This is a genomic window from Streptomyces aidingensis (assembly GCF_900112355.1).
Lineage (GTDB): Bacteria > Actinomycetota > Actinomycetes > Streptomycetales > Streptomycetaceae > Streptomyces > Streptomyces aidingensis.
In genome coordinates this window covers 125,607-141,058 of sequence record NZ_FOLM01000011.1, presented here as the reverse complement: position 1 = coordinate 141,058, position 15,452 = coordinate 125,607, and the positions used below count along the sequence as shown (strand labels likewise).

Here is a 15,452-nt window from a genome sequence, read left to right as displayed (position 1 = left end):
GTTACCCCACCTCATGTGTCACCGGCTGCCCGGCCGGCCCAGCCGCGCACTTCACTCGCTGCGCTCCACCTTCTCACCCCTGGCCGGGGTGAGGTCGCTGTCGCCGTCGGTGTCGGTCAGGTGACCGCTCGGCGGAGTACGCCGCTGTTCGCCTCGCGCGGTGCTCCGCTCGTCGGCCGCGGTGCCCGGCGGGGGCCCGGCGGCGGACGCGTCGTCGGGGTCGTCGGGGTCGTCGGGGTTGTCGGCCTCATCGGCGCCGTCGCCGCTGCTGCCGTCGTCCTCGGGGGCGGTGGCCTGGGCGCGCTTGCGCTGGGTGTACATCCGGATGCCGGCCAGCACCACGAGCAGCAGGCCGCCCGAGATGACCAGCAGCACCGTGGAGGTGATGGAGGTGACGTCCGCCTGGAAACGGATGGCCTGGCCGTACGGGGTGCCGTCCGCGGTGTAGAGCTGGGCCTCCAGATATGCCTTGCCATTGGCCCGGGCGTTGGCCTCGAACTTCACCACCTGGTTGAGCCCGGCCCCGACCGTGACCTCCTGCCGGCCGACGACCTCCAGGCCGATGCGCCGGCTGGAAGTGAGCTCCAGCCGCAGGTTCTGCACGTCCTGCACCAGGTTGTTCTGCACGGTCACCGGAATGACGGCGCTGCGGCCGGAGAGCGTGACCGGGGACTTCTCGATCAGGAAAACCTGCTCGGTCAGCTCCTGGAGCTGGTTCTCCACCCCGGCCCGGAACCGGGCCGCCTCGGTGGTACGTCCGCGCCAGGAGACCGACATCTCGCGGCGGATGGCGTTGCCGAACGGCACCACCACCCGGTCCGGCCGGGTGAGGATGACCGTGAAGCGGTCCAGGGTCTGCTGGGTGTCGCGCATGTCGTGGAACGCCTCGGCGGGCAGTTCCTGCTCCCGCAGCCGCTCCGGGTACTGCGCCGCCTTCGGCACGGTGAACGAGGCGTCCGCGTCGGGTGCGGCCGAGGCGGTCTCCTCAAGGGGCGCGAAGTCCACCCAGGAGCCCTGCTCGGCCAGCGCGGCCAGCGCGTCCGCCATGGCCTGGGCCTGCGCGGCGCTGGGCATCCGCTGCGGGGCGAGGACCAGGGAGCGGTCCATGGCCGGGGCCTCGTCGGCGATCATCAGCGTCTCGGCCAGCAGCCGCTGGTGTGCCAGGGAGATATTGCCGGCCCGGCTCATGTCCGCCTCGAACAGCCGGGACAGCCGGGCATCGGCCACCACGGCGGTGGTACCGCCGCCGATCGGGCCGGCCGCACCGGGGGTGTAGTTGAGTCCCCGGTAGCTGTTCAGCGAGTCGCTGCGGGCGATGACCGTGTCCGCGCCGGCCGCGGTGGCCACCGAGACGATGTCCGGGTCCACGGCGCCCTCCACCGGCCAGGCGTAGTCGGTGACCGGTTCCACGTTGAGCACTGTCTCCACGGTGGAGGCGGCCAGGTCGGTGGCGGACTTCAGATGGGAGAGCACCCCGGGCACTTCCTTGCCCTGGTGGGCCAGCGAGGCCAGGTCGGGATCGGCGAACGGCAGCGCGACGACCTCCGCGTCCCGCACCGCCTCCTTGAGCCGGAGCAGCCAGGCGCGGGCCACGTCCTGGCCGCGGCCGGCCACCTGCTCCTGCGGATCGGCATCCGGTCCGGCGACCCAGTACTCCTCGGCCATGGCGGAGACCGAGGCCAGCAGATCGGGATCGACGACCCAGGTGACGGGCAGCTCGGCGCCGAGCGTCACCAGCTCGTACAGCCGGCCGCCCGGGGAGATCTCGGCCAGCAGGGCATCGTCCTGGAACAGCGGGGTCTGGGTTTCGTCGGTCTGGGTCTGGCCGGTCAGATGCGAGGTGGAGACCAGCGGCCACAGCGCGGTCAGATGCAGCCCCGGTTCGCCGTCCCGGCCGCCCGGCTGCCAGGGGATCACCGTGCGGCCCACGCCGAGGATGCGGTCGCCCCAGCGCTGGTCCTCGGTCTGCCCGGTGACCGTGAACGCGAGCTGGTAGACACCCGGCTCGCCGAACTGCAGCGCCGAGACAGGTACCTGGAGGGTGAAGGAACGGGACAGCCCGGGGGGGATGGTCTCCAGCTCCGCCGGATGGCCCTGGACGAAGCCGCCGTCCCGCTCCAGCGCGAAGTCTTCGCGGCCCAGCGCCTCGTCAAGAGCGGAGCGGCTGGACAGCGGGACCGCGAAGCGGGGGTCCACGGCCGCGTCCAGGATCGGGTGGTCCCCCTCGTTGGTGACCGTGCCCTGCACGGTGAGGGTGTCGCCCTCGTCCGGGTCGGCGGGCTCGATCCCGGTGACGGTGAGCACCGCCGGAGTGTCGTTGTCGGCCGCGGGATGCCGTGCCTCCGGCCGGGCCGCCTCGGCGCCGGAGGCGGGCACCGGCAGCAGCCAGCCCAGTGCCAGGATGGCGGTGAGCAGCGGGATGAGGACGGTGCGTGGCGACCGGCGGCGTGGCCGGGCGCGGTGCGGTGTTCCGGCGCGCCCCGTCGGCCCTGCTTTCCGCGCGTTCCGCGCGCTCTGCGCTGCCGCCGTCACAGCCCGTCGGGGGTGCTCCGCCGCATGAACCACGCGGGCCCTCGTTCTCTCGTCGTGTCCGATGTGCCGGTCCAGGTGGATGCCAGCAGATATGGTAACGAGCCGAAAGCGGCGCCGGTGCCCGTCCGGGGCCGCTCCCGGGCCGGTCCGGGAGCGGCCGGCGGGAGGGGACACGTACTCTGTTCTGTTGTGCCGAACGACAGCAATGCCATCGACGCCACCGCCGCGCCCATGACCGCTGCTCCGCTGGAGGGCGTCCCGCCGGCCACCGCCGCGGCGCTCGGCGACGCGCAGCGCCAGGCAGTGAGCGAGCTGCTGCGCGTCTCCCCGGTGGCCGACGACCTGGCCCGGCGGTTCGCCGCCGCAGGCCATGCGCTGGCCCTGGTCGGCGGGTCGGTACGGGACGCGCTGCTGGGGCGGCTCGGCAACGATCTCGACTTCACCACCGATGCCCGGCCCGAGGAGGTGCTGCGGATCGTGCGCCCCTGGGCCGACGCGGTCTGGGAGGTGGGCATCGCCTTCGGCACCGTCGGCTGCCACAAGCAGGACTTCCAGATCGAGATCACCACCTACCGCTCGGAGTCCTACGACCGGACCTCGCGCAAGCCCGAGGTGGTCTATGGCGACTCCATCGAGGAGGACCTGGTCCGGCGGGACTTCACGGTGAACGCCATGGCGGTGGCGCTGCCGCAGAAGGTGTTCATCGATCCGCACAACGGTCTGGACGATCTGGCCCGGCGGGAACTGCGCACCCCGGGCACTCCGCAGGCCTCTTTCTCCGACGATCCGCTGCGCATGATGCGTGCGGCGCGGTTCGCCTCCCAGCTCGGTTTCACGGTGGCCGGCGAGGTGGTGGCGGCGATGACCGAGATGGCCGGCCGGATCTCCATCGTCTCCGCGGAACGGGTCCGGGAGGAGCTGAACAAGCTGGTGCTGGGCGGCCGGCCGCGGCGTGGCCTGGCGCTGCTGGTGGACACCGGACTGGCCGGGCAGGTGCTGCCGGAGCTGCCGGCGCTGCGGCTGGAGCTGGACGAGCACCACCGGCACAAGGACGTCTACGAGCACAGCCTGACCGTGCTGGAGCAGGCGATCGGCCTGGAGGAGCCGGGGAAGCCGGATCTGGTGCTGCGGCTGGCGGCGCTGCTGCACGACATCGGGAAGCCGAAGACCCGGCGCTTCGAGAAGGACGGCCGGGTCTCCTTCCACCACCATGAGGTGGTGGGGGCGAAGCTGACCAAGGCCCGGCTGAGCAGGCTCAAGTACCCCAATGACGTGATCCGGGACGTCTCCCGGCTGGTGGAGCTGCATCTGCGGTTCCACGGTTACGGCACCGGGGAGTGGACCGATTCGGCGGTGCGCCGCTATGTACGGGACGCCGGGCCGCTGCTGGACCGGCTGCACAAGCTGACCCGCTCGGACTGCACCACCCGCAACAAGCGCAAGGCGCAGGCGCTCTCCCGGGCCTATGACGATCTGGAGGCCCGGATCGAGCGGCTGAAGGAGCAGGAGGAACTGGACGCCATCCGGCCGGATCTCAATGGCAACGAGATCATGGACATCCTGGCCATCCCGCCCGGCCCGCAGGTCGGCCGGGCCTACCAGCATCTGCTGGAGCTCCGCCTGGAACACGGCCCGCTGGGCCGGGAGGCCGCCGAGGCGGCCCTGCGCGAGTGGTGGCAGCGGCAGTGAACGGCACGGGCCGCGGCTCCGCAGGGAGCCGCGGCCCGTGCCGGACGGCGAAGGCTCAGACGTCGCCGAGGCAGAGGGAGAACTTCTTGCCCCCGTACTCCTCGTAGTACTGGGTGTGGGCGCCCTCCACGTTCTCGCAGGCCCCGTCGGAGATGTCGCCCTCGATCTTCTCGACCACCTTGTACTCGGCGTCGGCGGCGGTGCAGTCCGTCTGCTTCAGGTCGGGCGAGGCCATGGAGCCCTCGTTGCGCAGGCAGTCGCCGACCTCGGAGCGTTCGGCCTCAGAGCTGCAGCCGGTCAGGACCGCGGCAGCGGCTATGGTGGCCACTGCGACGGACAGCAGCTTCTTGGTCATGGTGTCCCCTCTGATGTGCATGTCTTGCTGTGCGGGCGGTGCCGATGGGTAGCTCTCGGTCAGGCAGTAGCCGCCGCACGGTAACGGAGGGCAACACTAGTGTGGGGGGCGGTTGACCTGGGGCGTCGTACCGGGATGACGGGGTTCTGTGGCTGTTATGTGACACTGACATCGGGTGAAATCCGGTGGAAACGGACCATGGCCAGGGCTGTCGCCGTGTAAATCACCGAGGTTGTGAGCACCAGCGTGGCCGAGCGGCCGTCCGGGGGGAGCATCAGGGCGGCCAGTCCGGCGGCGCCCACAAAGGCCACATTGAAGAGCATGTCGTAGATCGAGAAGACCCGGCCGCGGTAGGCGTCGTCGATGGCGGACTGCACCACGGTGTCGGTGACGATCTTGCTTCCCTGGGTGACCAGACCGAGGACGAAAGCGGCGATCAGCACCGGAAGCGGCCGGAAGGACAGGCCCAGGGCCGGGACGAGGACGGCGGCGGAGGCGGCACACCAGGCGAACCAGCCCAGGCGGCCCAGGCGGGCCACGGCCCATGGGGTGACCACCGCGGCGGTGAAGAATCCGGCGCCGGACAGGCCCACGGCGATGCCCAGCAGGGCCATGCCGTCGCCGTCCAGGGTGTCCGCGCCCCAGGCGTAGCGGGCCAGCATCAGCACGGTGACCAGCAGCGCGCCATAGCAGAACCGCATGGTGGCCACGGCCAGCAGAACGCGGGCGGCCGTCCGGTGGCCGTGGAGATGGCGGAGTCCGGCCAGCAGACCCCGGGCCGTGGCGGCAAGCGCGTTCAGGGTCTCCCGGGAGATGTCGGAGGGGTCGGGTCCGAGCAGGTCCCGGCCCATGCGCAGGGCGGCCAGCCCGGCCAGCAGATACAGCACGGCGGCGGTCATCAGGGCCGTGGCATCGCCGGACGCCTCGCTTCGGGTGAGATAGCTCAGTCCGAAGGCCGCCGCTCCCCCGACCGTGGCGGCGACGGTGCCGGCGGTCGGTGAGAGGGAGTTGGCGATCACCAGCCGCTCGCGGTCCACCACCCGGGGCAGTGCGGCGGAGAGCCCGGCCAGGATGAAGCGGTTGATGGCGGTGACTGAGAGCGCGGAGAGGTAGAACTGCCAGCGTGATGCCGAGGCCAGCACCAGCAGACAGGTGGCCGAGGCAAGACCGGCGCGGAGCAGATTGCCGTAGAGCAGCACCTGGCGCCGCCGCCAGCGGTCCAGCAGGGCACCGGCGAACGGGCCCAGCAGGGAGTACGGCAGCAGAAGCACCGCCATGGCTGCGGCGATCTCTTCGGGGGAGGTCTGCTGCTCCGGGGAGAAGACCACATAGGCGGCCAGCCCCACCTGGAAGACGCCGTCGGTGAACTGCGAGAGCAGGCGGACGGTCAGCAGCTTCCGGAAGCCGGGGAAGCGCCACAGCATCCGGAAGTCGGCGACGACGGACATGGCCGGCTAGGCCCCCCGCCCGACGGGCGGCGCCGAGGTCGGTTCGGGGTGCGGTTTCACGTGAAACGTGGACGGGTGGTGGGCGCGGCGTGGGAGGAAGGTGAAGCGGTCGGGGGCGTGGTCCAGTACGCCGCCCCCGGGATCGTCGGAGCCGTCCCAGCGGACCGGGTCGTGACGCGGGCGCAGCATGTCGCGGACCACGACCAGGCAGAGGTACAGGGTGCCGAGCAGATGCAGGGCGATGGCGCCGTGGTAGCCGTTGGGCGTCAGGCCATGGGCGCCGCTGGTATGCGCCAGATACATCCAGATGCCCAGGAAGTAGAGAACCTCGCATGCCTGCCAGATCAGAATGTCCCGCCAGCGCGGGCGGGCCAGTGCGGCCAGCGGCACCAGCCAGAGCACGTACTGGGGGGAGTAGACCTTGTTGGTGAGGATGAAGACGGCGACGGTGAGGAAGGCAAGCTGGGCAAGGCGGGGACGCACCGGGGCGAGCAGGGCGAGCAGCGCGATCACGGCAAAGCCGAGCAGCGTGAGGACGGTGGCCAGCCGGTTGACGACGGGCGGTTCGAGCGTGATGTCGGTGCGCTGGACCAGCAGCAGCCAGAAGGAGCCGAAGTCCACCGAGCGCTCCTGGCTGAAGACATAGAAGCGGGCCCAGCCCTCGGTGGCCAGCAGCATGATCGGCAGATTCACCACCAGCCAGGAGAGGACCGCGGCGGTGAGGGCGGTGAAGAAGGCGCGCCAGCGGGAGGCGCGCAGGCAGAGCAGGAACAGCGGTCCCAGCAGCAGCACCGGATAGAGCTTGGCCGCGGTGGCCAGGCCGATGAGCAGCCCGGCCGCGGCCGGGCGGGAGCGTGCCCACATCAGCAGCCCGGCCAGGCACAGCGCTCCGGCCAGCAGATCCCAGTTGATGGTCGAGGTGAGCACGAATGCCGGGGCGAGCGCCACCATCAGCCCGTCCCAGGGCCTGCTCCGCTGGATCCGGGCCACACAGACCGCGATGATCACCGCGCAGGCCATCAGCATCCCGGCGTTGACCAGCCAGTAGATCTGCTGGGCCGCCCGTCCGCCGTCGCCCCCCGGGGTGAGCCAGGCGGCGGTCTCCATGAAGAGACCGGTGAGCACAGGGTATTCGAGGTACTCCATGCCCCGGGCAAGCTCGTCCGGGATCCGGTCGAAGTAGGGGATGAGCCCGTCGGCGAAGCCGCGGGCACGGTACAGATGCGGGATGTCGGAGTAGCAGGCGTGGGTGTACTGGGTCGAGGCGCCTTCGAACCAGCCCCGGTTGTAGCAGGGCAGCTTCTGCACCATCCCGAGGGCGAAGGTGCTGATCATGACCAGGGCGACCACCCGCACCGGATGCCACCAGCCGGTGGCCGGGGCCGCCCGGCGGCCGGCCGGGCCGCCGAACCGCTCGCTGCCGTGGACGGCCACCTCGTCGCGGGGCGCGGCGGGCCGTACGGGGGCTGCTGACGTGGTACGCGGCGGGTGCGGCATGGTGACATCCTGCCGTACGGCGATCGCCCCGGCAGTCAGGCTGCCGGGGCGATCGCGGGTGCGGAGGGCTACGCCGCGCTATGGCTCGGTGGTGTCACCGCTGGTATCGCCGCCGCCTCCGCCATTGCCGCCGCCTCCGTTGCCGTTGCCGTTGCCCACGATCCAGCCGGTGTCCCCGCCGCTGTCGCCGCCGGTGTCGGTCTCGCCGGTACTGCCGTCGGTCTCGCCGCCGGTGTCGGTCTCGCCGGTACTGCCGTCGGTCACGCCGCCGCTCTCGCCGCCGGTGTCGGTCTCGCCGGTGGTGCCGCCGGCATCGCCGCCGCCGGTCTCACCGCCACCGCAGAACGGGTCGTTGACCGGGTCGCAGGAGAAGGTGGGGAAGGTCGGGTCCGGCTCGGAGCTGGGCTTGCCCGGACGGTCCGGCTCCTCGGTCTCCTCTTCCTCGGGCTCCTCGGTCTGCTCGGGCTCCTCGGTCTCGGTCGGAGTCGGCTCGGGGCTCTCCGCCCCACCGCCGTAGACGATCTCGCCGATCTTCGGAGCCTTGGGGAACTTGTCCGCCGGGTGGTCCTTGGTGGCTTCCTTCATGTAGCTCACCCAGACGTCCGCGGGGAAGCTGCCGCCGGTGACCTTCTCCATGCCGCCGACGCCGTACATCTCCAGGAAGCCGTCGCTGGCGTTGTTGTCGTCCTGCCGGAACATGCCGATCGCGGTGGACAGGTGCGGGGTGTAGCCGGAGAACCAGGCGCTCTTGTTGTCGTCGGTGGTTCCGGTCTTTGCGGCAGCCGGCTTGCCCAGGTCCTGGGCCTTGCGGCCGGAGCCGTTCTCGACCACGGAGGCCAGCACGTCGGTGACGTTGTCGGCGACATCGGAGGAGAACGCCCGCTTCAGCGAGAGCTCATGCTTCCACAGGGTGCCTTCGGCGTTCTTCACCTCGGTCACCGAATACGGTTCGGCCTGCTCGCCGCTGGCCGCGAAGGTGGCGTAGCCGGTGGCCATCCGGATGGCGCTGGGGGTGCCGACACCCAGCGAGAAGGAGGGAACCGTGTCGTTGAACGGCTCCAGGCTGCTCTTGTGCAGACCGGCGTCGATCGCCGCCTGGGCGACGGTTTCGATGCCGATGTCCATGCCGAGCTGGACGAACGGGGAGTTGGCGGAGACCTCCATGGCCCGGCGGAGGGTGATCGGGCCCTCCTCGCCGCCCTCGTAGTTCACCTGCCGCAGTTCGGTCTCGTTGCCCTCCGCGTCCTCGCCCTTCCAGACCTCTCCGTCGTAGTGCCGGATCAACAGCTCGTTCTCACTGTTGTAGATCGCCTCCGGGGAGAGCCGGGTCCTGTCCTCGGGGCCCTGTTCCGGGCCCTTCTCCGGGTCCCGGACGCCGTCCCGCATCGCGGCGGCCAGCACATAGGGCTTGAAGGTGGAGCCGACCTGGATGTCCTCGCGGTTGGCGTTGTTGACGAAGTGCTCGGTGAAGGAGGTGCCGCCGTAGATGGCGACGATGGCGCCGTCGCCCGGCACCACCGAGGCGCCGCCGAACTGGACGAACTCGTTCTCCGGCGCCTCCTCGGCGTTGATCTTCTCCATCACCTGCGTGACGGCCGCCTCCATCTGGTTGACCTTCACCTTGTCGAAGGTCGTGTAGATGCGGTAGCCGCCGTCCTCCAGCTGCTGCGAGGTGAGGATGTCGTTGTTGACCAGGTACTGGTCGACCAGGCCGGTGAGGTAGCCGATCTGGCCGGCCTTGTTGGTGGCGGGCTTGGGCTCGACCGGCATCGGGAACTCGGTGTACTGGCCGCGCTCGGCGGCGTCCAGGGTGCCCACTTCCACCCGGCGGTCCAGGATCCATGACCACCGCTCCTCGGCGCGCCGCAGATTGCCCTCCGCGGCCTCGGCGCCCCGGGTGCCGCCGTGCGGGTCGTAGTAGTCCGGCCCCTTGAGCAGGGAGATCAGAAAGGCCGACTCGCTGGCGTTGAGCTCCTCGGCGTCCTTGTTGTAGTACGCCTGGGCAGCCGCCTGCACACCGTAGGCGCCGCGCCCGAAGTAGGAGGTGTTCATGTAGCCCTCAAGGATCGTCTCCTTGGGCTCCTGCGCACCCACCTTGATGGAGATCAACAGCTCCTTGGCCTTGCGGGTGAGGGTCTGGTCCTGGACCAGGAAGTTGTTCTTGACGTACTGCTGGGTGATGGTGGAGCCGGACTGGGTCTCGGCGCCGCGTGCCATGTTGACCACGGCGCGGGCGATGCCGACCGGGTTGACGCCGCTGTCCGTCCAGAAGGTGTGGTTCTCGGCGGCGATGGCGGCGTCCGTCAGATGCTCCGGCATCTGGTCCAGCGGGATGTTCTGCCGGTTGTACTCACCGCCGCCGGCCACCACCATCTCGGTGCCGTCGGCCCAGTGGTAGACGTTCTTCTGCGACTTCGCCCAGATGTTCTGGTTGGGCACCTCCACCATGGCGTAGGCGATGCCGACCAGCCCGATGAGCGTGCCCAGGAAGAGGAACGCCATGCCGAGCCACTGCTTCCAGGACGGCACCCAGCGGCGGATGCCGCGCTTGCCCCACCGTGGATAGTCGATGATCCGCTTCTTCGGCGGCGGCTCCGGCATTCCCCGCCGCGCCGCCCGCCGGCCGCCTCCGCCCCGCATGGGAAGCGGCTCGGTGGCGCTGGCCGCCCGTCGCCGTCCTCCGCCGCGCTCCTGGACCGCACGCCGGGCTTCGGCCCGCGAGCCGTAGGCACGTGGCTCGGGGGGCGTGCCGTACGAGCCTCCGGCCGGCTCGCGCGGCGGCGGCGGGGCCGCCCGGCGGCCGGACGCGGCACGCCGTCCGCGTTGCGGGGGCTTGCGACGGTGCTCGCTCATGGGACAGCTACTCCTATGACAGAGGTAGACGCCTGTAGCCAGCAGGCTCTTCCTGGCAGTCTTCGCTCCCCCGGTATGCGGCCCGCTCCGGGGTCTCCCCGGAAAGACGGACGCACGTCACCCGAGACGAAGACGCCCCTGAAGCGCCCTGGGTTCCCGGCGGCCGACTGCACGGGGCCAGCGTACGCAGCGGCGCAAGCCTGGTTTCCGGCCAGTCCGGGCAAGGCCGACATTTTGCTGCACGTGAAGTGAAGATGTGACCCCCTTCACTGCGCCTTCACCGGGTGCGGCCTTGCCGGGATCACCGCACCGCTCTATCGTGTGGATGTATCGAATCGATACATCGCACCGGTAGTCACCGAGCAGCCAGCGGAGACGGACGCAGCAGAGACGGAGGTGGCCGCAGAGATGAGCAAACGCTCCGGAGTGCTGGAGTTCGCCATTCTGGGACTCCTCCGGGAAGCCCCGATGCACGGCTATGAGCTGCGCAAACGCCTCAACGTATCACTCGGGGTGTTCCGGGCCTTCTCCTACGGCTCCCTCTACCCGTGCCTGAAGACGCTGGTGCAGCGGGGATGGCTGGCCGAGGAGTCCGGGACCGGCCCCGAGGACTCCCGCGCGGTCTCGCGCCGGGCCAGGATCGTCTACCGCCTCACCGCCGAGGGCAAGGAGCGCTTCGAGGAGCTCCTCGCCCAGACCGGCCCCGACAGCTGGGAGGACGAGCACTTCGGCGTGCGGTTCGCCTTCTTCGGCCAGACCTCCCGCGATGTGCGGATGCGGGTGCTGGAGGGCCGCCGCAGCCGGCTGGAGGAGCGGCTGGCCAAGATGCGCGCCTCCCTGTCCCGTACCCGGGAGAAGCTGGACGCGTACACCCTTGAGCTGCAGCGCCACGGCATGGAGTCCGTGGAGCGCGAAGTCCGCTGGCTCAACGAGCTGATCGAGAGCGAGCGGGAGGGGCGTGAGCGCCCAGGGGAGCCCCGGGCCGCGGCGCCGGGCGGCGGCGCAGCCGCGCCGGGCGGGGGCGGCCCGGTCGCCGACACGGGCGGACCGCCGAAGGACCGGGGGAACGTCCCGCCGGATCCGTCCGAAGACACCACGACGTGAGAGCCCGCCGCACACCGCGGCCGGGTCTCGCCGAAATCACTGAGAACACCTAGGGAGCAGCCGGAATGGGTTCGGTTCGCGTAGCCATCGCCGGGGTCGGCAACTGTGCCGCCTCGCTGGTACAGGGCGTCGAGTACTACAAGGACGCCGCCCCGGACAGCAGGGTCCCGGGTCTGATGCACGTCCAGTTCGGGGACTACCACGTCTCCGACATCGAATTCGTCGCCGCCTTCGACGTGGACGCCAAGAAGGTCGGTACCGACCTGACCGACGCCATCGGGGCCAGCGAGAACAACACGATCAAGATCTGCGACGTGCCGCCGACCGGGATCACCGTCCAGCGCGGCGAGACCCACGACGGTCTGGGCAAGTACTACCGCGAGACCATCACGGAATCCGACGAGCGGCCGGTGGACGTCACCCAGGTGCTCCGTGACACCCGCGCCGATGTGCTGGTCTGCTACATGCCGGTGGGCTCCGAGAGCGCTGCCAAGTACTACGCCCAGTGCGCCCTGGACGCCGGGGTGGCCTTTGTCAACGCCCTCCCGGTCTTCATCGCCGGCACCAAGGAGTGGGCCGACAAGTTCGAGGCGGCGGGTGTGCCGATCGTCGGCGACGACATCAAGTCGCAGGTCGGCGCCACCATCACACACCGGGTGATGGCCAAGCTGTTCGAGGACCGGGGCGTCATCCTGGACCGCACCATGCAGCTCAATGTGGGCGGCAACATGGACTTCAAGAACATGCTGGAGCGGGACCGGCTGGAGTCCAAGAAGATCTCCAAGACCCAGGCCGTCACCTCCCAGATCCCCGACCGGGAGCTGGGCGAGAAGAACGTCCACATCGGCCCGTCCGACTACGTGGCCTGGCTGGACGACCGCAAGTGGGCCTATGTGCGGCTGGAGGGCCGGGCCTTCGGCGACGTGCCGCTGAACCTGGAGTACAAGCTGGAGGTCTGGGACTCCCCCAACTCCGCCGGTGTGATCATCGATGCGCTGCGTGCGGCGAAGATCGCCAAGGACCGGGGGATCGGCGGCCCGATCCTCTCCGCCTCCTCCTACTTCATGAAGTCCCCGCCGGTGCAGTACTTCGACGACGAGGCCCGCGAGCAGGTGGAGAAGTTCATCCGCGGCGAGGTCGAGCGCTGAGCGGCGCCGCGCCGGGCCGGTAACGCCGGGACGGTAAGGACAGTAACGGGGCGGCTCCGCCGGATGGTTCCGGCGGAGCCGCCCCGTTCCGTTCCGCCCCGTTCCGCCCCGTCACACCGCGGTCAGCGGTCCACCAGGCGGTCGAACTGGGTGGTGGTGTGGCGCAGGATCGCCTTCATCTCGTCGCCCGGCTCGGGGGCCCGGGCATCGGCCGGGACGAAGACGATGGACACCTGCATGTGCGGCGGCTCGGCGAACCAGCGCTGCTTGCCGTCCCAGACGAACGGCGAGAGATTGCGGTTGACCGTGGCCAGCCCGGCCCGGGCCACGCCCTTGGCCCGGGGCGTCAGCCCGTGCAGCGCCTTGGGAGCCTCCAGCCCCACCCCGTGCGAGGTGCCGCCGGAGACCACCGCCAGCCAGCCGTCGCCCGGCGCCTTGGTCTGCCGGTAGCCGAACCGCTCCCCCTTGACCACCTCGTTCACATCCAGCACCGAGCCGCGGTACTCCATGGCCTCGTGGTCGCCCAGCCACAGCCGGGTGCCGATCCGGGCCCGGAACCGGGTCTGCGGGAACTGCTGCCGCAGCCGGGCCAGCTCATTGGCGGTGAGGTGGGAGACGAACATGGTGTCCAGCGGCAGCCGGGCGGCGCGGAGCCGGTCCATCCAGCCGATCACCTCCTCCACCGAGTCGGTGCCGTCGGTGCGGTCCAGCGGCAGATGGATGGCGAAGCCCTCCAGCCGTACGTCCTCCAGGGCGGCGCGCAGCTTGCCCAGCTCGCCCGGGCGCACCCCGTGCCGCTTCATGGTGGACATCACCTCCACCACCACCCGGGAGCCCGGCAGGCCGTACACCCCGTCCACGGTGGAGGCGGAGCGCACCACCCGGCTGGGCAGCGGCACCGGCTCCTCGTCCCGCCGGTAGGGGGTGAGCACCAGCAGATCGCCGCTGAACATGTCCTTCATCCGCATCGCCTCGTAGGTGGTCCCCACGGCGAGCAGATCGCACCCCAGCAGCGACACCTCCTCGGCCAGCCGCTCGTGGCCGTAGCCATAGCCGTTGCCTTTGCAGACCGGCACCAGGTCGGGGAAGTTCGCGCACATCGCGCGCTGGTGGGCACGCCAGCGCTCGGTGTTGACATAGAGACTCAGCGCCATGGCCGCAGAACACCTCTTCTGTTCTTGCTGTGCCTCACGGGGGGTGGGGCGGGACGGTCGGAGCGGTGTGGGGGTGTGGTGCGGGTCAGCGGCGGGACATGTAGATGTCCAGCGCCTTGTGCAACAGCTTATTCAGCGGGAAGTCCCATTCACCGAGATACTCGGCAGCCTCCCCGCCGGTGCCCACCTTGAACTGGATGAGGCCGAACAGGTGATCGGTCTCCACCAGGGCGTCACCGATGCCGCGCAGATCATAGACATGGGCACCCATGGCATGGGCGTCCTTGATCATCTGCCACTGGACGGCGTTCGACGGACGCACCTCGCGCTTGTGGTTGGCGGACGCACCGTAGGAGTACCACACATGACCGCCGACGATGAGCATGGTGGTGGCGGCGATGATCTCGCCCTCGTGCCGGGCCAGGTACAGCCGCATCCGGTCCGGCTCCCCCACGGCGGCGGTCTCGGCGTTGAGCGTCTTCCACATCCGCTGGAAGTACATCAGCGGGCGGGGCCGGAACCGGTCGCGCTCCGCGGTCACCTCGTAGAGCTGCTGCCACACCGGCAGATCGTCGTAGCCGCCCCGCACCACCTCGACGCCCGACTTCTCGGCCTTCTTGATGTTGCGCCGCCAGAGCTGGTTGAAGTCCTTCTGGATCTCCTCCAGGGAGCGCCCCTTGAGCGGGATCTGGAAGACATAACGCGGCTGCACGTCCCCGAAGCCCGCGCCGCCGTCCTCGCCCTGCTGCCAGCCCATCCGGCGCAGCCGGTCGGCCACCTCGAAGGCGCGCGGCTCCAGCGCGGTGGCCTCGATGTCCCGCAGCCGCCGCACCCCCGGGTCCTGGATGCCGGCCTTGATCGCCCTGGCGTCCCAGCGGCGGATCACCACCGGCGGGCCCATCTTCACCGAGAACGCGCCCTGCTTCTTGAGATGGTCGAGCATCGGCCGCAGCCAGGACTCCAGGTCGGTCGCGTACCAGTCGATCACCGGGCCCTCGGGCAGATAGGCGAGATAGCGCTTGACCCGCGGCAACTGCCGGTACAGCACCAGACCGGCGCCGACCAGCCGGCCCGAGGGGTCGTGCCAGCCCAGCGACTCCGACCGCCATTCCGCCTTGACGTCACCCCAGGCGGGCACCTGCATGTGACTGGCCGACGGCAGCGAGCGGATGTACTCCAGATGCTGCTCGCGGCTGATGGTGCTCAGGCTCAGACTCATTCGGGGCGCTCCTCCGGCGTGCACTCGCGGTCTGCCGGAAGCCTACTGCGGAGCGGCGCCCGGTCCGGCGGCCGAACGGTACCCGGGGCCGGTCGGCGGGAGGGGCCCTCAGCCGAACAGGCCGCCGTTCGCCATGCCCAGATAGAAGCCGAGTCCGGCCCCGCCCAGGCCGATCACCACCACGAACCGTTCGGCGGTGGTGGCGGAGACCATCTGGCCCCAGCCGCCGGTCACGATGCCGGCCAGCCCCACCCAGGAGGCCACCATGTTCAGGGCGGGGACAAAGCCGAAGGCGAGGGCGACGGCGCCCAGCACCAGGGTCACGACGGCCAGGGCGTTCTCGCGGGGATGCGGGCGGCCGTCGGTGTTGAGGAACGACAGGGGTCCGTGGACTGCCTGGGCCATGCGGCACCTCCGGGCGTGAACCTTCTTCTACCGAGTGTGGCCGCATCT

Annotated in this window: 11 protein-coding genes; 3 read left to right on the top strand and 8 right to left on the bottom strand. The window is 70.3% G+C overall.

What is annotated here, in order from left to right; genetic code table 11:
- Nucleotides 1-51: 51 nt before the first annotated feature.
- Nucleotides 52-2,532, bottom strand: coding sequence for a DUF6049 family protein (locus BM242_RS29560; protein WP_093840203.1), 2,481 nt, complete (start codon nucleotides 2,530-2,532; stop codon nucleotides 52-54).
- A gap of 231 nt (nucleotides 2,533-2,763) precedes the next feature.
- Between BM242_RS29560 and BM242_RS19775 the strand changes: the two genes are divergently transcribed.
- On the top strand, nucleotides 2,764-4,221 hold the full coding sequence (locus tag BM242_RS19775) for a CCA tRNA nucleotidyltransferase (protein WP_093840288.1): 1,458 nt from the start codon (nucleotides 2,764-2,766) through the stop codon (nucleotides 4,219-4,221).
- A 55-nt stretch (nucleotides 4,222-4,276) separates the two neighbouring features.
- On the opposite strand, the gene BM242_RS19770 is transcribed toward BM242_RS19775, so the two are convergent.
- The 4 genes from BM242_RS19770 to BM242_RS19755 form a co-directional block, all read right to left on the bottom strand.
- The gene (locus BM242_RS19770; RefSeq protein ID WP_139238378.1) at nucleotides 4,277-4,576 is read right to left on the bottom strand and encodes an LppU/SCO3897 family protein; all 300 of its coding nucleotides are present in this window, start codon (nucleotides 4,574-4,576) and stop codon (nucleotides 4,277-4,279) included.
- A gap of 155 nt (nucleotides 4,577-4,731) precedes the next feature.
- Nucleotides 4,732-6,024, bottom strand: coding sequence for an MFS transporter (locus BM242_RS19765; protein ID WP_093840201.1), 1,293 nt, complete (start codon nucleotides 6,022-6,024; stop codon nucleotides 4,732-4,734).
- A 6-nt stretch (nucleotides 6,025-6,030) separates the two neighbouring features.
- The gene (locus BM242_RS19760) at nucleotides 6,031-7,521 is read right to left on the bottom strand and encodes a glycosyltransferase family 87 protein (protein WP_093840200.1); all 1,491 of its coding nucleotides are present in this window, start codon (nucleotides 7,519-7,521) and stop codon (nucleotides 6,031-6,033) included.
- Between the two features lie 78 nt (nucleotides 7,522-7,599).
- Nucleotides 7,600-10,374: a transglycosylase domain-containing protein gene (locus BM242_RS19755; protein WP_093840199.1), complete on the bottom strand. Its 2,775-nt coding sequence runs from the start codon at nucleotides 10,372-10,374 to the stop codon at nucleotides 7,600-7,602.
- A 408-nt stretch (nucleotides 10,375-10,782) separates the two neighbouring features.
- On the opposite strand from BM242_RS19755, the gene BM242_RS19750 reads away from it, so the two are divergent.
- The gene (locus tag BM242_RS19750; RefSeq protein WP_093840198.1) at nucleotides 10,783-11,478 is read left to right on the top strand and encodes a PadR family transcriptional regulator; all 696 of its coding nucleotides are present in this window, start codon (nucleotides 10,783-10,785) and stop codon (nucleotides 11,476-11,478) included.
- Between the two features lie 65 nt (nucleotides 11,479-11,543).
- Entirely contained in the window at nucleotides 11,544-12,626 is a 1,083-nt protein-coding gene (locus BM242_RS19745; RefSeq protein ID WP_093840197.1) for an inositol-3-phosphate synthase, read from the top strand.
- A 122-nt stretch (nucleotides 12,627-12,748) separates the two neighbouring features.
- Here the strand turns inward: BM242_RS19745 and BM242_RS19740 are convergent, their stop codons facing one another.
- The 3 genes from BM242_RS19740 to BM242_RS19730 all read right to left on the bottom strand — a co-directional run bounded on the left by BM242_RS19740 (nucleotide 12,749) and on the right by BM242_RS19730 (nucleotide 15,404).
- Nucleotides 12,749-13,780 carry an alanine racemase gene (locus BM242_RS19740; protein WP_093840196.1) on the bottom strand — a complete coding sequence of 344 codons (1,032 nt, stop codon included), beginning with the start codon at nucleotides 13,778-13,780 and terminating at the stop codon, nucleotides 12,749-12,751.
- Between the two features lie 85 nt (nucleotides 13,781-13,865).
- The gene (locus BM242_RS19735; protein ID WP_093840195.1) at nucleotides 13,866-14,999 is read right to left on the bottom strand and encodes a lipid II:glycine glycyltransferase FemX; all 1,134 of its coding nucleotides are present in this window, start codon (nucleotides 14,997-14,999) and stop codon (nucleotides 13,866-13,868) included.
- A gap of 108 nt (nucleotides 15,000-15,107) precedes the next feature.
- Nucleotides 15,108-15,404 carry a hypothetical protein gene (locus BM242_RS19730; protein WP_093840194.1) on the bottom strand — a complete coding sequence of 99 codons (297 nt, stop codon included), beginning with the start codon at nucleotides 15,402-15,404 and terminating at the stop codon, nucleotides 15,108-15,110.
- Nucleotides 15,405-15,452: the final 48 nt, after the last annotated feature.